26 protein-coding genes are annotated in these 22,734 nt (G+C 43.9%); 13 read left to right on the top strand and 13 right to left on the bottom strand.

From position 1 onward, the window contains the following. Window positions 1–122: 122 nt before the first annotated feature. From nupN to maeL, 3 genes are all read right to left on the bottom strand, one after another. Window positions 123–1,202, bottom strand: a complete 1,080-nt coding sequence (gene nupN, locus LNN34_RS16120; RefSeq protein ID WP_202657735.1) for a guanosine ABC transporter substrate-binding protein NupN — start codon at window positions 1,200–1,202, stop codon at window positions 123–125. A gap of 471 nt (window positions 1,203–1,673) precedes the next feature. Next, on the bottom strand, window positions 1,674–2,381 hold the full coding sequence (maeM, locus tag LNN34_RS16115) for a two-component system response regulator MaeM (RefSeq protein ID WP_024122665.1): 708 nt from the start codon (window positions 2,379–2,381) through the stop codon (window positions 1,674–1,676). Beyond that, on the bottom strand, window positions 2,374–3,975 hold the full coding sequence (gene maeL, locus LNN34_RS16110) for a two-component system sensor histidine kinase MaeL (RefSeq protein ID WP_202657734.1): 1,602 nt from the start codon (window positions 3,973–3,975) through the stop codon (window positions 2,374–2,376). Before maeL ends, maeM begins: the two co-directional genes overlap by 8 nt. Window positions 3,976–4,152: 177 nt before the next feature. On the opposite strand from maeL, the gene LNN34_RS16105 reads away from it, so the two are divergent. Then, the gene (locus LNN34_RS16105; protein ID WP_024122663.1) at window positions 4,153–4,710 is read left to right on the top strand and encodes a YufK family protein; all 558 of its coding nucleotides are present in this window, start codon (window positions 4,153–4,155) and stop codon (window positions 4,708–4,710) included. 17 nt (window positions 4,711–4,727) lie between these two features. Here the strand turns inward: LNN34_RS16105 and LNN34_RS16100 are convergent, their stop codons facing one another. From LNN34_RS16100 to LNN34_RS16090, 3 genes are all read right to left on the bottom strand, one after another. Further along, window positions 4,728–5,141, bottom strand: a complete 414-nt coding sequence (locus LNN34_RS16100) for a thiol-disulfide oxidoreductase DCC family protein (protein WP_229043813.1) — start codon at window positions 5,139–5,141, stop codon at window positions 4,728–4,730. Between the two features lie 20 nt (window positions 5,142–5,161). Continuing rightward, window positions 5,162–7,036: a transglycosylase domain-containing protein gene (locus LNN34_RS16095; RefSeq protein ID WP_202657731.1), complete on the bottom strand. Its 1,875-nt coding sequence runs from the start codon at window positions 7,034–7,036 to the stop codon at window positions 5,162–5,164. 92 nt (window positions 7,037–7,128) lie between these two features. Next, window positions 7,129–8,337 carry a multidrug efflux MFS transporter gene (locus LNN34_RS16090; protein WP_348650179.1) on the bottom strand — a complete coding sequence of 403 codons (1,209 nt, stop codon included), beginning with the start codon at window positions 8,335–8,337 and terminating at the stop codon, window positions 7,129–7,131. On the opposite strand from LNN34_RS16090, the gene LNN34_RS16085 reads away from it, so the two are divergent. Continuing rightward, window positions 8,240–8,443, top strand: coding sequence for a hypothetical protein (locus LNN34_RS16085; RefSeq protein ID WP_044160312.1), 204 nt, complete (start codon window positions 8,240–8,242; stop codon window positions 8,441–8,443). The two genes, LNN34_RS16090 and LNN34_RS16085, sit on opposite strands and share 98 nt — an antisense overlap. 77 nt (window positions 8,444–8,520) lie before the next feature. Beyond that, entirely contained in the window at window positions 8,521–9,138 is a 618-nt protein-coding gene (gene kapD / locus LNN34_RS16080) for a 3'-5' exonuclease KapD (protein WP_024122659.1), read from the top strand. Between the two features lie 26 nt (window positions 9,139–9,164). Here kapD and LNN34_RS16075 read toward each other — a convergent pair whose 3' ends face one another. From LNN34_RS16075 to LNN34_RS16065, 3 genes are all read right to left on the bottom strand, one after another. Next, on the bottom strand, window positions 9,165–9,551 hold the full coding sequence (locus tag LNN34_RS16075; protein ID WP_059292653.1) for a kinase-associated lipoprotein B: 387 nt from the start codon (window positions 9,549–9,551) through the stop codon (window positions 9,165–9,167). Window positions 9,552–9,596: 45 nt separating this feature from the next. Further along, on the bottom strand, window positions 9,597–10,883 hold the full coding sequence (locus tag LNN34_RS16070; RefSeq protein WP_059292654.1) for a sensor histidine kinase: 1,287 nt from the start codon (window positions 10,881–10,883) through the stop codon (window positions 9,597–9,599). A gap of 125 nt (window positions 10,884–11,008) precedes the next feature. Continuing rightward, complete coding sequence (locus LNN34_RS16065; protein WP_059292655.1) at window positions 11,009–12,172, bottom strand: MalY/PatB family protein; 1,164 nt, start codon at window positions 12,170–12,172, stop codon at window positions 11,009–11,011. Between the two features lie 87 nt (window positions 12,173–12,259). On the opposite strand from LNN34_RS16065, the gene LNN34_RS16060 reads away from it, so the two are divergent. Continuing rightward, window positions 12,260–12,520: a YugE family protein gene (locus tag LNN34_RS16060; RefSeq protein WP_024122655.1), complete on the top strand. Its 261-nt coding sequence runs from the start codon at window positions 12,260–12,262 to the stop codon at window positions 12,518–12,520. A 26-nt stretch (window positions 12,521–12,546) separates the two neighbouring features. Here the strand turns inward: LNN34_RS16060 and LNN34_RS16055 are convergent, their stop codons facing one another. Then, window positions 12,547–13,371: an alpha/beta fold hydrolase gene (locus LNN34_RS16055; protein ID WP_044158917.1), complete on the bottom strand. Its 825-nt coding sequence runs from the start codon at window positions 13,369–13,371 to the stop codon at window positions 12,547–12,549. A gap of 149 nt (window positions 13,372–13,520) precedes the next feature. Here LNN34_RS16055 and LNN34_RS16050 point away from each other — a divergent pair, with 149 nt between their 5' ends. From LNN34_RS16050 to yugI, 3 genes are all read left to right on the top strand, one after another. Then, entirely contained in the window at window positions 13,521–14,021 is a 501-nt protein-coding gene (locus tag LNN34_RS16050) for an Lrp/AsnC family transcriptional regulator (RefSeq protein WP_024122653.1), read from the top strand. Then, complete coding sequence (locus LNN34_RS16045) at window positions 14,022–15,182, top strand: aminotransferase (protein WP_059292656.1); 1,161 nt, start codon at window positions 14,022–14,024, stop codon at window positions 15,180–15,182. It abuts the gene before it with no gap. Between the two features lie 200 nt (window positions 15,183–15,382). Continuing rightward, a complete protein-coding gene (gene yugI / locus LNN34_RS16040; protein ID WP_044158915.1) occupies window positions 15,383–15,775 on the top strand; it encodes a S1 domain-containing post-transcriptional regulator GSP13 in 393 nt (130 codons plus the stop codon). A gap of 44 nt (window positions 15,776–15,819) precedes the next feature. Here the strand turns inward: yugI and LNN34_RS16035 are convergent, their stop codons facing one another. Continuing rightward, on the bottom strand, window positions 15,820–16,056 hold the full coding sequence (locus LNN34_RS16035; protein WP_003220771.1) for a DUF378 domain-containing protein: 237 nt from the start codon (window positions 16,054–16,056) through the stop codon (window positions 15,820–15,822). A 241-nt stretch (window positions 16,057–16,297) separates the two neighbouring features. Here LNN34_RS16035 and LNN34_RS16030 point away from each other — a divergent pair, with 241 nt between their 5' ends. From LNN34_RS16030 to LNN34_RS16010, 5 genes are all read left to right on the top strand, one after another. After that, entirely contained in the window at window positions 16,298–17,461 is a 1,164-nt protein-coding gene (locus tag LNN34_RS16030; RefSeq protein WP_229043811.1) for an iron-containing alcohol dehydrogenase, read from the top strand. A gap of 102 nt (window positions 17,462–17,563) precedes the next feature. Then, window positions 17,564–18,736, top strand: a complete 1,173-nt coding sequence (locus tag LNN34_RS16025; RefSeq protein WP_044158913.1) for an iron-containing alcohol dehydrogenase — start codon at window positions 17,564–17,566, stop codon at window positions 18,734–18,736. A 111-nt stretch (window positions 18,737–18,847) separates the two neighbouring features. Then, window positions 18,848–20,200: a glucose-6-phosphate isomerase gene (locus LNN34_RS16020; RefSeq protein WP_024122649.1), complete on the top strand. Its 1,353-nt coding sequence runs from the start codon at window positions 18,848–18,850 to the stop codon at window positions 20,198–20,200. Window positions 20,201–20,258: 58 nt separating this feature from the next. After that, a complete protein-coding gene (locus LNN34_RS16015) occupies window positions 20,259–20,630 on the top strand; it encodes a hypothetical protein (protein ID WP_069487015.1) in 372 nt (123 codons plus the stop codon). Between the two features lie 60 nt (window positions 20,631–20,690). After that, the gene (locus LNN34_RS16010) at window positions 20,691–21,095 is read left to right on the top strand and encodes a YugN-like family protein (protein WP_069486988.1); all 405 of its coding nucleotides are present in this window, start codon (window positions 20,691–20,693) and stop codon (window positions 21,093–21,095) included. Here the strand turns inward: LNN34_RS16010 and LNN34_RS16005 are convergent. Together LNN34_RS16005 and LNN34_RS16000 are read right to left on the bottom strand one after the other, a co-directional pair. Beyond that, on the bottom strand, window positions 21,092–22,078 hold the full coding sequence (locus LNN34_RS16005) for a potassium channel family protein (protein WP_044158911.1): 987 nt from the start codon (window positions 22,076–22,078) through the stop codon (window positions 21,092–21,094). The genes LNN34_RS16010 and LNN34_RS16005 overlap by 4 nt on opposite strands. Then, on the bottom strand, window positions 22,075–22,329 hold the full coding sequence (locus tag LNN34_RS16000) for a protein mistic (protein ID WP_044158910.1): 255 nt from the start codon (window positions 22,327–22,329) through the stop codon (window positions 22,075–22,077). The genes LNN34_RS16005 and LNN34_RS16000 overlap by 4 nt, the downstream gene beginning before the upstream one ends. 132 nt (window positions 22,330–22,461) lie before the next feature. Here LNN34_RS16000 and LNN34_RS15995 point away from each other — a divergent pair, with 132 nt between their 5' ends. Next, window positions 22,462–22,725, top strand: a complete 264-nt coding sequence (locus LNN34_RS15995; protein ID WP_044160303.1) for a hypothetical protein — start codon at window positions 22,462–22,464, stop codon at window positions 22,723–22,725. Window positions 22,726–22,734: the final 9 nt, after the last annotated feature.

Here is a 22,734-nt window from a genome sequence, read left to right as displayed (position 1 = left end):
GCTCCTTTTTTCAAGATGCTTTTAAATAAGAGACTGGCAATAGAAAAGCCGCAAGGACATGTGCAGCTTTGCTCTGAAAGAAAAACAAGGGATAAGGGCTCTTCTCCTTATCCCCGCGATTCTTATTCAGCTTTGAAATTTTTCAGCTCTTTCTCTGTTCCCGGCACTTCTAATCCGTCGATGATTTTTTTCTTCCACTCATCAACTGCTTTGATTACATCATCCGATAGGTTTTGTTTAGAGGAAGAAATGCCGACTCCGTCTTGATCAAGTCCGTATGTCAGCGTTTCTCCGCCGGGGAATTTGCCTTCGCTTGCTTTCTTCGTTAAATCTTTAACTGCTGTATCAACCTTTTTGACCATGGAAGTAAGGGTGACATTATCGTCTGTTCCTTCTACTTGGCCTTCTGCGTATTGATCTTTATCGACTCCGATCACCCAAACATCACGCTTTGGATCTTCTTTTTTCAGGTTCTTGGCTTCTGTAAAGACACCTGTGCCGGTGGCGCCTGCGGAGTGGTAAATTACATCAACGCCTGATTTATACATGCTCTCGGCAGTTGCTTTTCCAACGTCCGCTTTATCGAATCCGCCCGCATACTTCACCTGGACAGTTGCGTCAGGTTTTACGGCCTGAACCCCTGCACGGAAGCCGACTTCGAATTTTTTGATTAACTCGGATTCCATGCCGCCCACAAATCCGATTTTTCCTGATTTGCTTGTTAAGGCTGCGGCCACTCCGACGAGAAATGAGCCTTCCTGCTCTTTAAACGTAATGCTTGCGACGTTGTCTTTATCGACGACTGCGTCAATAATCGCAAAGTTTGTATTTTTGCGCTGATCGGCGATTTCACTGATTGAATCTTCCATCAAATAACCAACGCCATAGATCAAGTTGAAATTCTCACGCGCTAATTTATTTAAGTTTGTTGTATAATCTGCATCTGATTTAGATTGCAGGTAGTCGTATCCGTTTTTTCCTTTTTCCAGACCATTATCTTTACCGAAGGCTTGGATGCCTTCCCATGCTGATTGGTTAAAGGATTTGTCATCCACCCCGCCAATGTCGGTGACCATCGCCACACTGAATTTGTTTTTGCCCTCACTGTTTCCGCTGCTTTTTTCGCTGTTTCCGCATGCTCCTAAAATGGTGCCCGCTGCGATTACAAGTGACATCGCCAATCCGATTTTGCGTTTATTCAAAATATAACCCCCCAGTAAAATTTGGCCTGAGCTGATCCGGTCAGTCATGAGATGGGATGCCTCACTCAATTATTAGAATCGATAAAATTTTCAGATAATAACAATTAGAATGAGCTGAGACAGTTCTGATCTTCCCTTAGTAAGTGTGGCGTGAGTGTTTCCTTCGAAAGGCGGGGAAGAGAAGGATGTTGAAGGTGTTCCGGGCGGAAAACCGTGACATCTCTTTCTGAAGTGTGACTTATGACTTAGTCTAGGGATCAACTAACCACTCATAATTTATCATTTTACTTAAAATAAATAAATAGAATTGCGCATTATTTTTTAAAAAATAAGTATTTTTAGAATTATATACTCAAATAGGCAAAAAAGTCCTTTATTATTCTTGTATAGCTTATTGGCGAAAGGTTCAAGCACCTTGGCAAGAGATGTGACAGAAAAAAACGCACTGCTCGACATGAACAGTGCGTTTTTTTATAAATATTGCTTAATTCCGTTAAGGTTGCCTGTATTGACATTGTACTGAAACACCGGTCTTCCGATCGTTCCGTACGCCATTTCGACATTCAGAACCTGTATATCTTCAAGGAATTTTAAGTATTTTCGGATGGATACTTGAGATATTTCAGTATGATTTGCCAGGTCTTCTGTCGTAAAGGACTCGTTTTCAAAGGATTGAATGCTGGACCAAATCAGCTTCAGCGTGCTTTTTGTCAGCCCTTTTGGCAGGTGCACTTTTTCTGTCGCTTCCTTCTTATGAAACAGTTCCGCGTCCAATTCTTTTTGGCTCATGTTTCGATGGGTGGAATACACTTTTTGTTTTCGTCTGTAATCAGAAAGGGCAGTCTGAAAACGTTCAAATTCAAACGGTTTGATTAAGTAATCCACAGCTCCGTAACGAAGTGTTTTTTTGATGACGTCCAGCTCGCTTGCCGCAGAGATGACAATCACGTCAACCGCTTCATTTTGGGCTCTCAATTCCGTCAGCAGCTCAAGCCCGTTTTTGCCCGGCATATAAATATCAAGCAAAATGAGATCGATGTGATGCTCTCCTAAAATATGCAGAGCGCTTTGAAAGGAAGAGGCGATTCCTTTCAGCTGAAAGCCTTCTATTTGGCTTAAATATCGTTTATTTAATTCACCCACCATGGGGTCATCTTCAACTATTAGTACATTAATCATGGTTTTCCTCCTTCGGTTCGTACGGGATGCGAAGACTGAATGTGGTTCCTTCATTTTTTTCGCTGGTGATAATCATTTGGCCCTTTAAATTCTCCATGCTCTGCTGGGTGAAATAAAGGCCGAATCCCCGGTTTTTGCCCTTTGTTGAATAGCCTTGTTCGAATACCTTGGCTTGGTCTTCTTCGGACATGCCGGCTCCTGTATCGGTAATTTCGATGTCCAATATCTTGTCATGAAAACGCATGGACATCGTGATTTGTTTTTTCGGCATATTGGCAACAGCGTCCAAGGCGTTGTTGATGAGATTTCCGATAATCGTAATCAGTTCATGAATGACTGAAGGATCTGCTGCGTTTGGAATAACCCCGCTGCATTCAATATCGAGATTTGCGCCCTGCTCTCGTATGTAGCTCTGTTTTCCCAACAGAAATCCGGCCAGCACGGAGCTTTTGACATCATTTATGATTTCACTCGTTTCTGATTTTTGCTGAATGGCAATATCTTTAATATAATCTCCAAGATCGTCATACTCTTTCAGCTGGACGAGACCTAATATCACATGCAGTTTGTTCATAAATTCATGAGACTGCGCTCTCAGTGCGTTTGCATACATTTTAACACCGGAAAGCTGTTCAGCTAAATGTTTTACCTCGGTTTTGTCCCGGAATGTCGCAATCGCTCCGACGGTTTGTCCTTTCAGCTGGATGGGCACTTCATTAAACACAAGCTCTAATCCGTTAATGCGCACATCTCTGTCTTGAAGAGGCTTTCGGGTCTCAATGACATTTTTCAGACGGCTCTTCGGCAGGATGTCATTGACATCCTGATCGACGGGATTTGTTTCTATGCCCATTTTAATGAAAAGGCGCTTTGCTTCCGCATTGGCAAGCTTGATTTTGCCGTGTTCGTCGACAGCGAGTATGCCTTCTTTCGTTGATTCAAGCATCGCACTCCGTTCTTGAAGAAGTGTCGCGATTTCATATGGTTCAAGTCCGTACATGATATTTTTCACCGTACGTGCAACGATAACAGCTCCGATGACGCCGACGAATATACTGACGCAAATAATAAAATAGAGCGGCCGTAAGCTGTGGCTGATGACTTCGTCAATTTCATTCACTGTGATGCCGACCGCAACGGCTCCGACTTGTTTTCCATTCTTGGCGTAGACAGGCACGAACGCTCTCTGCGATTTCCCAAGCGTGCCTGAGGCGGTGCTGATATGGACATGTCCTTTTAATACTTCGGCTTCATCTCCGCCCCTGAATTTTTTTCCGATTTTGCTGTGGTCCGGATGGGTTCTGCGAATGCCGTTCATATCCATGACAACGACAAATTCTGTGCCGGTAATTTTCTGGACGTCCAGTGTGTAGCTGAGCAGTTCCTTCTGGTTTTTTTCGCTCTCCAAAGCGGAGGCAGTAATCGGTGCGTCGGCAACCATTTCAGCCGTTTGCAGCGCTGTGTCTCTTTCCTGATCTCGTATCCTTTTAGAGGTTTGGGCACCGACGGTAAAAAAGGTGATGAGCAGTGCGATTAACACGACGATACAGACAAATATGGTGAGTCTGGTTTGCAGTTTTAATGTTTTTTTCATATAAAACTTCCTTACGTTTTATGATTCCTGCGTACTACTTTACTCTCAAAATGCCGCTTTGTGAAGATTTGGGACCGTAATTCGTAAAAAGGAGAAAAAATGGAATAATTTATCTTGTCAATGTGTTTTAAGTCCTCCATAATAAATGAGGTAGATTACAGAAAGGGACTTTTTTATATGAAAAATACTTATTTGACAGGATACTTTCCGCTGATTGCGATCCTGCTTTTTAGTTCGTCTTTATCCATTTCAACTTCACTCTATGCATTGAAGATGCTGTCTTCATTTGGAATGTACGATGGGATGCTTGATTACTTCTCAGAGAAAGGAATCAGACTTGCGTTATTTGCGGCCTTTGCACTTTTATATTTTATGGTTCTGTCCGCTCTGAAATTAATTGCAAATACCGTGACTGAGCTGTCACTGCTGTTTTTCGCAAATGATCCGGAAGGAAACAACCTGAAAACAGTCAGAATGGGCTCTATCATATATTTAGGCGGCGGGATCTTATCCTTTGTGCTATTGCAAAATGTCATCTGGATTGTGATCTGGTTTGCAGTTGTTACACTTGCTTACTTTGTGTTCGTTGTTTACCGGATTTATTCAACACTTTCTATCATGTCATTGGTCGGATTCATTCTGTTGGAACTGCTGTTTTGGTTTACATTTGTTATCGGTATTCTGTTCATATTTATCAAGCTTTATAATAGCATAATGGCTAGCTTACCTGTGTAAGCTAGCCATTTTTTCGTTTATGGTAAAAATCTATTTTTTATAGAAGGGGAGGGGAGCATACATTCATTTTTTTTGCCGAACCACTTATAGCGGTTTTTGGCAATGAAAGAATAGAGCATATCCCTGACAGGTTTCGGCACTGCAAAAAACAAGACGAAGAGCCGCCATGGGCCCCGCAGATGCTTGAAAACCTTTATGGCTGCAGTTGACTTAGTGTAAACCTGGCCGTCTTCAATAAAGACAAAGCTGTCAAAATGCTCAGTCGGAAGCACGCTTTTTTTCAGCAGGCTCTGTCCTGTTTCCGATTGAAGCGATGCAAATGAAATCAAACCGTTTGGATCACGCTTTATGATAAATTGAACGGCACCGTTGCATAAGTTGCACACACCGTCAAACAGCAATACGCGATTTGGAATTTGTTTTGATGTCACTGCAGATCCCCTCCGATTCTTTAATAAGCTGCCTGCAGCGTTCCTTTCCAGATGGAAAGCTGAGGGCTGATACTGTGAAGGTATTCAACGCTGCTCGGTGTATCTTTTCCGACCCAGACACCCATTGTGTACGTATCTGTCAGGCCGACGAACCACATATCATGATAATCATTTGAGGTTCCCGTTTTACCGCCGATATAAGGCGCTTTGAAATATGCTTTTTTCCCTGTCCCGCTTTTGACAACGGAAGACATCAGTTTTTTCAGCTGCATGTTTGTGCGGACGCTGAATATCTGTGTCGCTTTGTCATTCCATTTATAAATCGTTTTTCCTTTTAAATCCGTCACTTTTGTAATCGCGTGGCTCGGCGAGTAGCTTCCGCTGTTGCCGAATGTTGTATACGCCTTTGTCATCTCAAGAGGCGTCATGCCGTGTGTAAATCCGCCAAGCGCCGCCGGCAGAAGATAGTCGCTGTTGACAAGCTTTGAAAAATGATACGGCTCAATATAGCTGAATGCTTTTTGGATGCCAACACGGTCCAGCATTCTGATGGCCGGTGTATTATACGAGTTTTTAAACGCTGTATCGAGCGTTACTGTGCCGTATGTGCGGTTATTGTAGTTTTGCGGACAGTAGTCTCTGCTGCAAAATTTGCCGGCATCAATTGTGCTGCTTGCCGTCGCACCTGTCTGTTCAATATAAGGTCCGTAATCCAGAAGCGGCTTAATGGATGACCCTGGCTGTCTGTATGCTTGGTAGGCACGGTTAAAATCATACTTGCGATAGTTTTTGCCGCCGGATAGAGCGACAACTTGATGCGTCTGGTGATTAATCACAGCCGCTCCGCCCTGTACGCCCGCATACGGAAGCTTCGAATTCATTTGTGCCACGACTTGATTTTGCATGTATGGATCAAGTGCGGTATAAATTTTTACGCCGTCTTTCAGAAGTGTGCTGACTCTGGCGGACAGCTCGTTTTCTATCTTGTCTTTTTGTTTTCCTGACGCTTTTTGAAGACGCTTATCAAAGCCTTCGGATTCAGACACTAGTTGAGTGAATTCATCATTTACGTAGGAAACGTAGTCCGGATATTTGTCTTCTTTCTCTTCGACATCCAGTTTGATTTTTTGTTTTACGGCTTTTTTCAGCTCTTTGTCCGTAATGACTCCGGCATTTTTTAACCCTTTAAGCAAGCGTTCTTGACGGCTTTTCGTGTAGTCAAAATGCTTGAGAGGATCATATAATGTAGGGTTATTAGGTATAGCGCAAATAAAAGCCATTTCTCCCAGTGTGAGAGATTTCAGCGGTTTGCTGAAATAGAATTCAGCAGCTGATCCGACGCCATAAACGCCGTTATTAAAATAAATCGTATTTAGGTAGGCTTCAAGAATCTCATTTTTCGAATACTTTTTCTCAAGCTGATAGGAGTACGCGAGCTCAGTCAGTTTGCGGCTGAAGGAGCGCTCATGGCTCAAATACAAGTTTCTTGTAAGCTGCTGTGTGATGGTGCTGGCCCCCTGGTCAATCTTTTTGTCCTTCACGTTGGAAGCGGCCGCCCGCACCATCCCCATAAAGTCAAAGCCTTTATGTTCGTAAAAATGGCGGTCCTCGGAAGTTAAAAATATCTGTTTGACTTCTACGGGAATCTTCTTGAAGGGAACCAGCACACGGTTCTCATCATCGCTGACGATTTCCGAGACCAGAGACCCGTCCCTGTCGTACATGTAGCTGTTCTGAACAAGGCTGATCTCTTTCAAATCAATATTCTTATCAAGCACCTGATCCAGGGACTTCATTTGTTTTACTTCTTTTCCGGAAGCGATAACTGTAAATGCAAACAATGGGATTATGCAAAGGAGCAAAATCCATCCGATCATTTTTCGTAACATGGTCACTCTCTTTTCTCCTAAATTCTAGCCATATCGTACCATTCTTTTGAGTTTACGAGAAGGTTAAATTTAGAAGACTCCTCAATTTTTGCTGAGAATCAGCTTGCTTTGGCATACGATTCTTTTTGGAATTTCTTCATGATCCAAAGCAGGCAGGCACCTGCGAAAAAGAGAAATGCTGTGACATAAAAGGCTGCAGAGATATTGAAGTGACTTGATATAATACCGCCGAGAAGAGGTCCGAGAACGTTTCCTAAAAAGCGAAAGCTGACATTGTAGCCGAGGACTTCTCCCTGGATGGAGCCGGGAGCCTGAACGCGGATCGCCGCCGTGATGCATGGCAGAAGGCCGCCCATCGCCATCCCGAATAAAAACCTGAAAACAAGCAGCACACTGAATGAAGAAGCGAGTGCCTGCGGAATAAAAAATAAAGAGGCGGCGATTAAAAGCCCGATTAAAATGCGGCGGTGGCCGTAGCGGTCTCCTAAATCTCCCCATTTTCTTGCCAGCAGCAAACTGCCGAGTCCGGTTGCCGAAAATGCCATGCCGGAGAAAAAGGCCAGATTGTCAGATCCGTGCAGCTCGTTTACATATAAAGCGAGCAACGGCTGGATACTGAAATTTCCTGTTTGAATCAGCATGGTTAACAGCATCATGACCCAAAGCGCGGGCTGGTGAAAAATATAGGAGAGCACTTCTTTTCTCGTATAAGACTGACGTTTATTTATTTTCTCTGTGAGCGGCTGTTCTTTGACCCCGAATAACACGAGAAGAACGGCTAAGAAAATCACAAAGGATGTGATAAAAAAGGTATACGTAAAGCCGAAGTGGTCAGCAAGAACGCCTCCCAAAAGCGGGCCGAACAAGCTTCCGGACACTTGCCCCATTTGGAGCGTGCCAAGCGTTTTGCCAGCTGAGCTTTTAGGCGTCTGCGCGGAAATCATTGCAAGGGATGTCGGGATAAATCCGGTTACAAGCCCCATTGCCATACGCAGAAAAAACAATTGATAAACCGACGTGACAAAGCCCATTAATAAAATGCTGACGGCAATGCCGGTTCCGGTTGTCAAAAGGATTTTCTTGTAACCGCGTTTGTCTCCGAACCGCCCCCAGAATGGGGATACCAAGAAAGCCATTAAAAACGTAATGCCGAACACATAACCGCTCCACCTTTGCACAAAGCCGTTGGAAAAGGTGCTGAGCGTCTCAATATACAAGGAGAGAAAAGGGACGATCATCGTTGTGCTGGCTGATACAAAGAAATTCGCCAGCCACACAATGACAAAGTTTTTCTTGCGGATAGAAATAACATCACCTTCTTATTATTTCGGGTTCCTTACTAATTATAAAGAAACAGTGCACCATTTAAAAGAAACAATGCGGCTGGGAAAATTCATTATTTTTAGAAAATGAAGAAATGAAGAGAAGGAGAATTGATATACTATAAAGATAGCATTCTTCTGATCGGAGGAAAGGCAGGTGTGAAAATAGTGGAGGCAGGCAACTTACTCATTATTGATTTCGAATTTACGATGCCCGAAGGAAAATACAGTCCGCAAAATTTTTTTCCGGAAATCATTGAAGCAGGAATTGTAAAGTCGGTTAATGGTGAAGTAGTTGAGACGTTTTCGAGTTATATCAGGCCGAAAAAATTCCCCAAGCTGACGAAGCGCTGCAGATCATTTTTAAACATTACGCAAAACCAGGTAGATGAGGGGATGAGGTTCGAGGACTTTATCCGTAAATTAAATGAGCTTGATCCTGAAAAAAATTGCACGATCATCACGTGGGGAAACATGGATATGAAAGTGCTGAAGCAAAATTGTATGTTTAACCATATTCCTTTCCCTTTTAAAGGGGAGATGAGAGATTTATCGCTTGAATATAAAAACTTTTTTGGAGACCGGACACTGACCGGCTTGTGGAAGGCCGCGGAAGAGTATGGAGATAAAGGAACCGGCACCCATCATAAGGCGCTTGACGATGCTCTTACAGCCTATAAGCTTTTTAAGCTTGTCGAGCAGGATAAGCAGTATCTTGAAAAACCTAAACCGCCGACAATCGGCGAGAGGATTGATTTATCTGAACTGTTCCGGCGCGCCACATAAAAAACCCAATCTTTCGTCAGACTGGGTTATGGCCGGGTAAAGTATTCTTTTTCTAAAACGTCCAGATTGTTCAGTGAGCGCTTTGCCCATTCTGAATCATCTCTGGTCAGTTTGGCTCTCAGCTGTGCAACCGCTTCCCGCAAAGACTCGTTATAATCCGGCACTTCACTGTCATAGGGCTTCACCATATGATGAGGGATATTGGTCTGTTCGCCGAAAGCGAGCGCTCTTCTCTCATGGAAAAACGGCACATCTGCCTGTTTTGGATTGTGAAGGTCTCCTTGAGCGGGATGGGTAAGAACCGCCTTGATTTTGACTAAATAATGCTGCGGTCTGCAATCTGTTATTTCTCCTATGTATACACCTGTTTTGTAAAATCCTTTTACGATAGAGCCTTTCTCAAATGTACTCATCTGTTATCACCTCGCATTCATTCTATAAAAGTTCCAATTGATTTGCTAGTGAGGAAGGTCCGCGGGGAGCTTGATCGTCACAATGGTTCCTCTTTGAAAGCTGCTGCTGAACGAAATGGTTCCGTGATGATGTTCAATGATGGAAAACGTCACAGTCAGTCCAAGTCCTGTTCCGTTCGTTTTTAAAGAATAATAAGGTTCACCCAGCTTCTGCATTTGGTGATCCGTCATGCCGACACCGTTATCTGAGATTTTGATTACGATCATATGGCCGCTTCTTTTGGCTGAAACTTGGATGACCCCTTTACCCGGGGGGACGGCTTCAATGCTGTTTTTCATGAGGTTGATCACAGCCTGCTTCAGCTTTGTTGCATCCCCGTATACCAAAAGGTCCGGCTCGGCGTCCGCCTCAACTGTCACAGATTTGTAATTGGCATACGAAATCATGAGGGAGCTCGTCTCTCTGATAAGAGAAGATAAATCAAAAATCTCTTTTTCATATAATTGCTGTTTGGCGATATCAAGATAATTTGTAATAATGCCCTGAGCCCGGTCAAGCTCTGACAGCACAAGTTTTTTATAATCCGCACTGGATTTGTTTTGAAAGGATTCATCATTAAAAAGCAGCTGGACAAATCCCCGGACAACTGTCAGCGGATTTCTAACTTCATGAGCCACACTTGCCGCAAGTTCACTCACAATCTCCATTTTTTCCGAATGAATAAGCTGGGAACGCAGGGCGATATTTTCTGCGATGCTTTCTATAATATAAATGCTTAAAAGAAGAACGATGCAGCGGAACAAACCCGATACAGCTGCCTCATAATATAAGGATTCTGAATTTTGAAAATTTAAAATATTCACGGCGGAAAAAACCAAGATGGAGGCGAAAAATAAGAAGATCTCCAAGCAACCGATGAATAAAGACAGCAGCAGTTTTCTCGCTTTGGACATGAATGGCCACTTTTTTTGAAGCAAAATTGGGATGATGATATGAAAAGGCAGCAAAGTGAAAACATAAATGGCGGAAGGCTCAAAAAACAGCAGTTCAAAACATAAGACGGATGCAGCGACTGTTAGCCCGGAAGCAGTGTTTATGTAAAATAAACAAATGATGACAGGAATGATTTGAAGACCGTATTGGATGTAGTCCATTTCCTGTATAGGGAAGATAATGCATAAAACGGAGGCGCCGCATGCAAATAACGTGACCAATCCGTTGTTGATTTTTGGTACAAGGATTGACGGTTTTCCAAGCCAAAACACTTGGTAAAGAAGAATGGGAAACAAAATAAAGCAAATATGCAGGAGATAGTCTTTTAGAATTTCCATTCGAGTGAAATCCTTTCGTATAAAATATGAATCTATTATAACACTTATCATAAGAAGTAATATACAAAATTTCTTTATAAAGAACGCCTTTACGATTGATGCGTAAAGGCGTTTGTGACGAATCTTTACTCTAACGCTGTTTTTATCCGGCGCAGTCCGTCCTGCAAGGTTGCCAGAGGGCATCCTGCATTCAAACGCATAAATCCTTCTCCGCCAGGGCCGTACTTCGTGCCGGGCTCCAAAATAATTTTCCCTTTGTGCAGCATCTTTTGCTGCAGCTCTGCATCAGACAGGCCGTATGCGCGGAAATCGAGCCAGATCAGGTAAGACGCATCAGGCTTCATCATCTTGACATTCGGGAGCTCGCTGATCAAAAAGGCTGCCGCCTCATCCATATTTTTCTCAAGATATGAAATCAGTTCGTCAAGCCACGGCCCGCCTTTTGTGTAAGCGGCTTCGATTGCGCTCACGGCAAACGCGTTTAATCCGCCTAAACCGTTTCGCTGCAGGCTTGCTGAAAATTTAGCGCGCTTCAGCCGGTCTGGAATAATGATTGCTGACGCCTGCAAACCCGCGATGTTAAACGTTTTGCTCGGTGCTGCGCAAGTCACAGAAATCTCAGCGAAATCATCAGAAAGAGAGGCAAACGGTGTATGGGTATTTCCGTAGAGCATCAAATCGGAATGAATTTCATCTGAAACGACTGTAACGCCGTGTTCAAGGCATAATTCGCCGAGCTTCAGCAAATCGTCCCGGCCCCAGGCACGCCCTGAAGGGTTATGCGGATTGCATAAAATAAACATTTTGACGCTCGGATCACTGATTTTTGTCTCCAAATCTTCAAAATCCATTACATATGTTCCGTCTTTTTCTTTAAGCGGATTATGTAAAATACGCCGGCCGTTTTTCTCAATCATATGGTAAAAAGGGGTGTAGACAGGGGATTGGACAATCACTTGATCCTTTGGTTCTGTAAAAGCCTGAACCGCCATGCCCAAAGCTGTGACAACACCGGGACTGAATGTAATGCTTTCCGGGTTCACCTTCCAGCTGTGCCGGTTATGCATCCATGCACACACTGCATCTTTTGTTTTTTGATCTGGAGCTGTATATCCGAAAATTCCTTGTTCCAGGCGCTGTTTTAATGCTTCTGTTATGGCTTCCGGCGCACGAAAATCCATATCCGCCACCCACATCGGGAGCGCGTCTGTCACGCCGAACAATTCGCCTGTCTTGTCCCATTTGACGGATTGGGTGCCGAGGCGCTGTTCTTGTTTATCAAAGTTCATTCTGTTCCACCTCTTATGTATGTTTATTTTTCTTAGCGTAACTATGATAAAATAGATCTGCAAATTTTATTATAAGCGGTGATGAAAATGGAAGAAAGTCAAGCGGTCAGGGAAATGATCAATGTCATTGCCAAATGGGACCCGTTTAAATATGGTGAAGATTTTTATGAAACGGAGGCTGTTGATGTCGTACAGGCCGTCTATGATGAAGACGATCCTGAAGTGTTAGCGAAAAGCATACAGCATATTTTCGAAGCTTCTTTTGAACAAACACTTCCGATCGACAGCTGCCGGAATGTGGCTGGCCAGCTGCTGTTCATTAAAGACAGCAGCTCTTGCACGCCTTGAAAAAACCGGGATACAAACCGGTTTTTTTATTCTGTGATAAACTCTGCAATTCGTTCGGAAACGAATTCAGGGCGTTCCTCCGGCACCAAATGCCCTGTTTCCCGCAATGAATACAGTTTGGAATCCGGCAGGTCACGGTGCAGGCGTTCGCCGATTTTCAACGGAACCACCTTGTCCTCCTCGCCCCAAATCAATAAAGCGGGTTTGCTGATCTTTTTCAATTCCTCAGACTGTAAATCTCCTTCTCTGTGCCGGATGAACCTCGTCATTGCTTTGAAAATCTGTTCATCTTGAAAAGGCTTGCCGTAGCCGTCAATCATCACCTCGTCAATCAGCGATTTGTTGTGGACGACATTTAATAAGTTTTTCATCACGCCTTCTTTGGAAAGCCAGCGTTTTATATAAAGATGAAAATATGGGAGGTGAGTCCCGAAGATAATCGTCGGGTGCGAGCGTTTTAAATAACCTGAACTGCAAAGCAGCACAATCTTTGAGAAGAGCTCAGGCTTTAATAGAGCAGCCGACAGCGATATCTGTCCTCCCATCGAATGCCCGACAAGCGCCGCCTGTTTCACTTGCAAGTGCTCCAGGAGTCCGATGATAAGCATGGCGAGGTTTTGATAGGTATATATAAATGTCCTTGATTTTTCTGATTGGCCGAAAGGAGGCAAATCGAGCGCGATGATGTCATACTGGTCCCGAAGCAAGGGGATTAATTTTCTGAAGCTGAAAGCAGAAGATAAAAAACCGTGTACGCAGACAATTGTTTGTTTGCCCGGATTTTGATAGTGCTCATAATATACATGTACTCCTCCGACTTTAACACGCCTTATTGGTGTAACCGCCTCCATTTTGCCGTCACTCCCTTCATAGGATGTCCTGTATTATGCCCTGAAATTGTCAGTTCTAGCGGAAGTTTCTCCTCGTTTTTTCTTAGCATTCGTCAAAAAACGTGATATAATGTCATGAGATTTCTTGACATTGCAAAGGTGTGAATTGAATGAAATTGACCGAGAAAGAAACAGAAATATTAGAAATTTTAGACGAAAACAGCCGCGCCGACCTAGAAACAATCGCAAAGATGGCCGGTATCCCTGTAAATGAAGTAAAAGCGATCATTGACAAATTGGAAAAAGAAAAGGTTATCATCGATTATTCCGCTATGATCGACTGGCGGAAGGTGGACGGCCATGAAGGCGTGACAGCCATGATTGATGTTAAAGTCACTCCGAAGCGCGGAGTCGGTTTTGACGAAGTGGCGGAGCGGATTTACCGATTCCAGGAGGTAGAATCAGTCTACCTGATGTCGGGCGTATACGACCTGTCTGTCGTGATCCGCGGCAATTCAATGTCTGATGTTGCGCGTTTCGTATCTGATAAACTGTCAACTCTTGATTCAGTTGTGTCTACGACAACACATTTTATCCTGAAAAAATACAAGCATGACGGCAAAGTATTTGAAACGGGAGACGACGACAAAAGAATCGTGGTGTCACCGTAAATGACTTCTTATTTATCCGATTATGTACAACAAATAAAACCATCCGGCATCCGCAGATTCTTTGATTTGGCGGCAACGATGGAAGGTGTTATTTCTTTAGGGGTCGGAGAACCTGACTTTGTAACGGCTTGGAATGTCCGTGAAGCAAGCATTCTTTCCCTTGAACAAGGGTATACGTCATATACCGCTAATGCAGGTTTATACTCATTGCGGGAGGAAATCAGCCGTTATGTCAGCAGCCGGTTTGGTCTTGCATACTCTCCTGACGATGAACTGATTGTGACGGTAGGGGCGAGTCAGGCTTTGGATATTGCGATCCGCGCCATTGTAAATCCCGGTGAGGAAGTGATTATTCCTGAGCCGTGTTTTGTGGCGTATGAATCGCTTGTGTCTTTGACAGGCGGCGTCCCTGTTCATGTCCATACGACGGCTGATAAAGGTTTTAAAGCAACCGCTGAGGATTTTGAAGCGGCAGTGACCGAAAAAACAAAGGCCATTCTCATTTGTTCGCCTTCGAATCCGACCGGCTCGGTTTACTCAAAGAAAGAGTTACATGAAATTGCTGAGTTTGCCAAAACACATGATTTGATTGTACTGAGCGACGAGATTTACGCGGAACTGACATACGATGAGGAATTTACAAGCATAGCAGCATTCCCGGGGATGAAAGAGCGGACGGTTGTCATTTCGGGATTTTCAAAGGCGTTTGCCATGACAGGCTGGAGACTCGGTTTTGCCGCGGCGCCTTCAGAAATTCGCAACGCGATGCTTAAAATCCACCAGTATGCGATGATGTGCGCACCTGCAATGGCGCAATACGCAGCGCTTGAAGGATTGAAAAACGGAATAGAAGACGTAGAAAAGATGAAAAAGAGCTACCGAAGAAGACGTAATTTGTTTGTTGAAACGCTAAATGAAATCGGTCTCAGCTGTCACCATCCGAGCGGTGCTTTCTATGCTTTTCCATCTATCAAAAGCACTGGGATGAGCTCAGAACAGTTTGCCGAGGAGCTCCTGATGCAGGAAAAAGTAGCCGTTGTTCCCGGTAATGTGTTTGGGCCGAGCGGGGAAGGATATATCCGCTGTTCATATGCGACATCAATTGAACAGCTGCAAGAAGCATTGGTGAGAATGAAACGCTTCTTACACAAAACAACATAAAAAAAGATACGAACCTTTTGTTCGCATCCAATAAAAGGGGGAATACTAGAAAGCCTTTGGTATTTGCAGTATATCCTCTTTTTGATATGCTTAAACCTGATATCATATAAAAAAGTTTCCTTTGCGAAAATGAAACATGTATGATATAATTTTAAATTGCGTATAAACAGATATTTAATTTAACTTAGGAGTTGTTATGAATGGCAGCAAAATTTGAAGTGGGCAGTGTTTACACTGGTAAAGTTACAGGATTACAAGCGTATGGTGCGTTTGTTGCATTAGATGAAGAAACTCAAGGTTTAGTACACATTTCTGAAGTGACTCACGGTTTCGTAAAAGACATCAACGAGCACCTTTCAGTTGGCGACGAAGTACAAGTAAAAGTACTAGCTGTTGACGAAGAAAAAGGAAAAATCAGCCTTTCTATTCGTGCGACACAAGCTGCGCCTGAGAAAAAAGAAAGCAAACCAAGAAAACATAAAGCTGCGCAAGTAAGCGAAGAAGCTTCTGCACCACAAGGCTTCAACACATTAAAAGATAAGCTTGAAGAGTGGATCGAAATGTCCAACCGCAAAGACCTTATCAAAAAATAAGCATGAAAAAGCACCGGACAGGAATGTTCGGTGCTTTTTTTATCCTATCGCATTTCAGGATTTGCTGCCTCTTCACGTGATCTTTCCTCGTTTGGTTTAAACAGCAGACCGAGGTTGATTAAGCCGGCGATTCCGACAAGACCGTAAATAATACGGGAAAGAGCTGACCCTTGGCCGCCGAAGATGGCCGCTACTAAATCAAATTGGAAAAATCCGATCAGTCCCCAGTTAATAGCGCCAATGATTGTTAATACTAGGCAAATTCTCTGAATTGTACTCATGTTTTGCAACCTCCTCCATGAATTATTAAAACAGTTATAGATTGTGACAAATTGGAGAATCTATACATGCATTCTCCATATTGAGAGTAGCCGGACGAAACGGCCCAAACTCAGCTTGTATCTGTTCCTTTCCCAGCATCTTGCAAATGAAAACTGCCCGATACGCTGAAAACGGAAAGAGCTGATTGCTTTACATGGAGCGCAGGCATTCTGCATAATGAAAATCTAAGGAGGAGATGTCATGCAAAACTTTACATATTGGAATCCGACGAAATTAATTTTCGGCCGCGGAGAAGTTGAAAAACTCCCGGAGGAACTGAAACCTTACGGAAAAAATGTATTGTTAGTCTACGGAGGCGGAAGCATTAAACGCAGCGGCCTTTATGATCAAGTGATGGAACAGCTGAATAAAGCCGGTGTCACGGTGCATGAATTAGCAGGCGTAGAGCCGAACCCGCGTGTGTCGACTGTTAATAAAGGTGTTGCGATCTGCAAAGAAAACAACATTGATTTCTTATTGGCTGTCGGCGGCGGAAGTGTCATCGACTGTACAAAGGCGATTGCTGCGGGGGCAAAATATGATGGTGATGCGTGGGATATCGTAACGAAAAAACACCAGCCGAAGGAAGCTTTGCCGTTCGGAACTGTATTGACTCTCGCCGCAACTGGTTCTGAAATGAACGCAGGTTCAGTTATTACCAACTGGGAAACAAAAGAGAAATATGGCTGGGGCAGCCCGCTCGTGTTCCCTAAATTCTCTATTTTGGACCCATTGAACACATTTACTGTTCCTAAAAACCACACGATCTACGGAATGGTTGATATGATGAGCCACGTGTTTGAACAATACTTCCACCATGTATCAAACACACCTTACCAGGATCGCATGTGCGAATCTCTTTTACGCACAGTCATCGAAACAGCGCCTAAACTGATCGATGATCTTGAAAATTACGAGCTGCGTGAAACGATCCTTTACACAGGGACAATCGCTTTAAACGGTATGCTGTCAATGGGTGCAAGAGGGGATTGGGCAACTCATAATATCGAACATGCCGTTTCAGCCGTTTACGATATTCCGCATGCCGGCGGACTTGCGATTCTCTTCCCGAACTGGATGAGACATACATTATCAGAAAACCCGACCCGCATGAAGCAGCTTGCGGTGCGTGTTTTTGATGTAGAAGAAGCTGGAAAATCAGATGAGGAAATTGCGCTGGAAGGCATCGACAAGCTGTCTGCTTTCTGGACAAGCCTAGGCGCTCCAAACCGTCTGGCTGACTACGATATAAATGACGAACAGCTCGGCACAATTGCCGACAAGGCAATGGCCAACGGTACGTTCGGCCAGTTTAAATCACTTAACAAAGAAGATGTACTCGCTATTTTAAAAGCATCTCTATAACAAAAGGGGGAAATAGCCGATCCGGCTGCTTCCCTTTTTCTTTGGACTTATGTTACAATTGTTAATCTGTTTTTTGATACAGCAGTATTTGGAGGTTTTACAATGGAAAATTTCACTTATTATAACCCGACGAAGCTGATTTTCGGAAAAGGCCAGCTTGAACAATTAAGAAAAGAAGTAAAGCAATACGGTAAAAATGTTCTGCTTGTCTACGGAGGCGGAAGCATTAAACGTAATGGCCTTTATGACCAGGTAACAGGCATATTAAAAGAAGAAGGCGCCGCTGTCTATGAACTGCCGGGGGTAGAGCCGAACCCGCGTCTTGCCACTGTGGAAAAAGGCATTGACCTATGCAGACAGCATGATATTGATTTTCTGCTTGCTGTGGGCGGCGGAAGTGTAATTGACTGCACAAAAGCGATCGCTGCGGGAGTAAAATACGACGGAGACGCTTGGGACATTTTCAGCAAGAAAGTAACAGCCGAAGATGCACTGCCGTTCGGTACCGTTCTAACCCTTGCTGCTACAGGTTCTGAAATGAACCCTGACTCTGTGATTACAAACTGGGAAACAAACGAGAAATTTGTATGGGGAAGCAATGTAACTCATCCGCGGTTCTCGATTTTAGACCCTGAAAATACGTTTACAGTGCCTGAAAATCAAACGGTTTACGGCATGGTTGACATGATGAGCCACGTGTTTGAACAATACTTCCATAATGTCGAAAACACACCGCTGCAAGACAGAATGTGCTTTGCCGTTCTGCAGACGGTAATCGAAACAGCTCCAAAACTATTGGAGGATCTGGAAAATTACAAACATCGTGAAACGATTTTATATGCTGGCACAATCGCTCTGAATGGCACGCTTCAAATGGGCTACTTCGGCGACTGGGCTTCTCACACTATGGAGCATGCCGTATCAGCTGTTTACGATATTCCGCATGCCGGCGGACTCGCGATCCTGTTCCCGAACTGGATGAGATACACGCTTGATACAAATGTCGGCCGCTTTAAAAACCTTATGCTCAATATGTTTGACATTGATACAGAAGGCAAAACGGATAAAGAAATCGTGCTTGAAGGAATCGACAAGCTGTCTGCGTTCTGGACAAGTCTGGGTGCGCCTTCCCGTTTATCCGACTATGATATCGGAGAGGATAAACTGGAACTGATTGCTGATATCGCAGCCAAAGAAATGGAGCATGGCGGCTTCGGCAACTTCCAAAAACTGAACAAAGATGACGTGCTTGCCATCCTTCGCGCGTCACTCTGATTTTTAAGGACGGAATGACTGCATTCCGTCCTTTCTTCTTGACTTGATTTCACAGATAAGTTCATATAAAGTGAAAGATGAAAACATTATACCGTTATGGAGGGACAAGCAATGACGCATGTACGCTTTGACTACTCAAAAGCGTTGACTTTCTTCAACGAACATGAACTTACATATTTGCGCGACTTTGTAAAAACAGCACACCATAATATTCATGAAAAAACAGGCGCGGGCAGCGATTTTCTAGGCTGGGTGGACCTCCCTGAACATTATGATAAAGAAGAATTTGCGCGCATTAAAAAAAGCGCGGAAAAAATCAAATCTGACTCTGATGTATTGCTTGTTGTCGGTATCGGCGGTTCTTACCTCGGCGCGCGGGCAGCGATTGAAGCGCTTAATCACGCGTTTTACAATACACTGCCGAAAGCAAAACGAGGCAATCCGCAAGTCATTTTCATCGGAAACAACATCAGTTCATCTTATATGAGAGATGTCATGGATCTTCTCGAAGATGTTGACTTCTCCATTAACGTCATCTCTAAATCAGGTACAACAACTGAACCTGCAATCGCTTTCCGTATTTTCCGCAAGCTTCTTGAAGAGAAATACGGCAAAGAAGAAGCGAAAGCGCGGATTTACGCGACAACTGATAAAGAGCGCGGCGCGTTAAAAACACTTTCTAACGAAGAAGGCTTCGAATCATTTGTCATTCCTGATGATGTCGGCGGCCGTTATTCTGTCTTAACAGCTGTTGGTCTCCTGCCGATTGCTGTCAGCGGCGTCAACATTGACGACATGATGAAAGGCGCATTTGATGCGAGCAAGGATTTTGCCACATCAGAATTGGAAGATAACCCTGCATACCAGTATGCGGTCGTTCGCAATGTGCTTTACAATAAAGGCAAAACGATTGAAATGCTTATCAACTATGAGCCGGCGCTTCAATATTTTGCGGAGTGGTGGAAGCAGCTGTTCGGCGAAAGTGAAGGCAAAGACGAGAAGGGCATTTATCCTTCTTCTGCCAACTATTCAACAGACCTTCACTCATTAGGACAGTACGTACAGGAAGGCCGCAGAGACTTGTTCGAAACGGTGCTGAATGTGGAAAAACCTAAACACGAGCTGACAATCGAAGAAGCGGATAACGATCTTGACGGCTTAAACTATTTAGCCGGAAAAACTGTAGACTTCGTTAACAAAAAAGCATTCCAAGGTACAATGCTGGCTCATACAGACGGAAATGTTCCGAACTTAATCGTCAACATTCCTGAGCTGAATGCATATACTTTTGGATACCTTGTTTATTTCTTCGAAAAAGCCTGCGCGATGAGCGGTTATCTCCTCGGCGTCAATCCGTTTGACCAGCCTGGAGTAGAAGCATATAAAGTCAATATGTTTGCATTGCTTGGCAAACCTGGCTTTGAAGAGAAAAAAGCTGAGCTTGAAAAACGTCTCGAAGATTAATGTAAGAAAGCTGACTGGCATTTGCCGGTCGGCTTTTTATCAAATCAGAAAGGTGCTGATGTTCATGAAACAAATGGTCAAACATCTCATCATTGCGGGTTTTTCTGCAGCTGTTTTAGTTATTCTCATATCCTTTGATGCCGTGAATACAGAGCTTTCTTCCAACCTTGGCGGCACACTCTCACACTTTTTTATCCACACCTTTCTTCTGATCGGGCTGCCGCTTGCCATTTTTACCGATGCGGTGCACCATTTTCTGAAATTGAAGCGATCTCACACCCTTTTAACAAAGGTAGGGCTCTATGCAGCTGTTGTATATGTTTCATGGGAATCTGCGGCGGGGATTGCTGCAGCGATGATTGTTTACTTCTTAATTGAATGCGCTTTCTTTTCGGTTGGCCGTGCAAAGGAAAAAACGGTTTCCATGTAATCAGCCTCTGAATGAAGTCTTGTTCTGCGGGACAGGATAAATGAAAAAAGGGGCAGTTTGATGATTACGATACCTTCCGCGATAGATGGACAGCCTTTCTTGCTTCAAGAGCTGGAACAAGTCATGAAGCCGCTCGGTTATGTGATAAACGGCGGCTGGGAGTACGACCACGGCTATTTTGATTATAAAATTGATAATAGAGACGGATATTTATTTTTAAGAATTCCCGTCAATGCCATACAAGGCAGTCTGGATGAACGCGGGGCAGCTGTCCGTATCGGAACTCCGTTTATGCTGAGGCAGGTGTTCCAGGCAGGCCTTGATGATCATGCTGAAGGAGGGCCGTTTCAATCGCTGTTTAATCAATTTTCTGAGCCCGAGAGACGGGACGCAGAGATTGATCCGGCGTATTTGGATATCGGCGCCTCCCTTGTCAAAGAGCTGGAGGATGTTTTGTTGGGTTAAAGCGCAAGGAACTGGTCCGTTTCAAGCACTTTATATGAAAGAGGAGGGGTAATCATAGGCCCTTCCTCTTTTTGTATGCCGATAATAGTGGTGTTGTGATCAAGAAAATAGAGGACGCATGTTTTATAAGCGGCACCATGCAGTTCAGAAGGAACCGAAATCAGCCGCACTTTTTTATCTAATGTCAGTTCGATTAAGCTTTGCGGTTTAGACAGCTGCAATTTGACCCGGTAATGTTCCAGCATCACGCGGCTTAAGAGCTGGGACGTCCCGATAATTTTATTAGCGCCCGCCCGTTCTGCATTGGTGACAAAGCGGTCTGTCAGAATTTCGACAATACAGTATGCCAGCGGATTCAACCCTTTGACTGATAACAGAATCAGCACCGACAGCATGTCCGCCTCCGCTTCACTTTTATATTGGTCGGCAGTGACCATAACTGTGTCCGCCTCAGTAATATTGGCTCGTTTCAGCGTTTCATCATCAGCGGCGTGTCCGCGTATGAAATGGACATTTTCAATGAGCGGCCCTTCTTTTAACGATTCATCAATCAGAACGACTGTCTTGGAGGGCGCCGCCAGCTGAAGCTCTCTCAAAAGGCGATTTGATTTTTCATTCCAGCCGATAATAATCACATGGCCCCGTCCTTTGTAAGCGACCTTTCCCTCTATGTAGCGGTGCTGTTTGCTGAAAGCGGCAGCGGATAAGGTGGCAAAGTAAGCAGTGACAAAGCTTGCGCCGATGAATATCAGCAGCATTCCGGCTGCTTGACCAAGCGGCGTGTGCGGCACATAGTCTCCGTAGCCCACTGTTGAGACGGTAACCACGGCCCACCAAATACCTTCGAAGACGGAAGTAAACTGCTCGGGCTCAAGTAAATAAATGATTTGCCCGAACAAAAGAATCAGAAAAAGAATGATCAGCCCGATTCGGATAAATAACGGCCATCTCAGCCAAGAAATAAAGATCCGGTTTGATTTCATTCTTTTTCCCCTTCTTCAGATAATGAAATAGATAAAATCTGTTTAATAATCGTATTCAGCTTCTCATTTAGCTTTTCCTGGCCGTACAGGTCGCGGGCCTGCTTCATGAGATCAGCTGTATCGTCTTCAAGCTGAATGAGCGGTTCGTCGATTTCGGATTCATTATAAAATTGGATAAATACGTCCAGCCCTTCATTCATCCGGTCAATCGCTGTACTCAGCCGTTCCTTTTCCTCGCTCGTCACTTTCATGTTCATCACACCCGTGCTCTTTTTATAACAGTATGTCCCACTTTCGGCATTGTTTTTCAAAAAATGAACAAAACATATAAAACCGGATTTCTCCATAAACTAAAACAAATAGGCGAGAAAAGGATGGAACAGATGACGATCATTCAAAGAACCGTCGTGGTTTTGATCGGTACGCAGCTTGCGGCATCCGCAGTGATTTTGTTTATTTTCGACTTGAATTCGTATAATCACTTCTCCAATAGCTTCTCATGGCATCATTTTTTGAAAGAGCTGATTGGAGGCTTTTCTTTTTATTTGTTTTCGGCCGGCTTGTTCCTTTTGCTTATCGGAATGTGTGCGCCTAGACGGAAGAAGAAGCGCTTTTCTGTACACGAGAAAGAAAACTCATTAAAATAATCGTAATAA

This window comes from Bacillus sp. AF23 (genome assembly GCF_020861455.1).
Classification (GTDB): domain Bacteria; phylum Bacillota; class Bacilli; order Bacillales; family Bacillaceae; genus Bacillus; species Bacillus halotolerans.
This window is presented reverse-complemented; position numbering and strand designations above follow the sequence as displayed.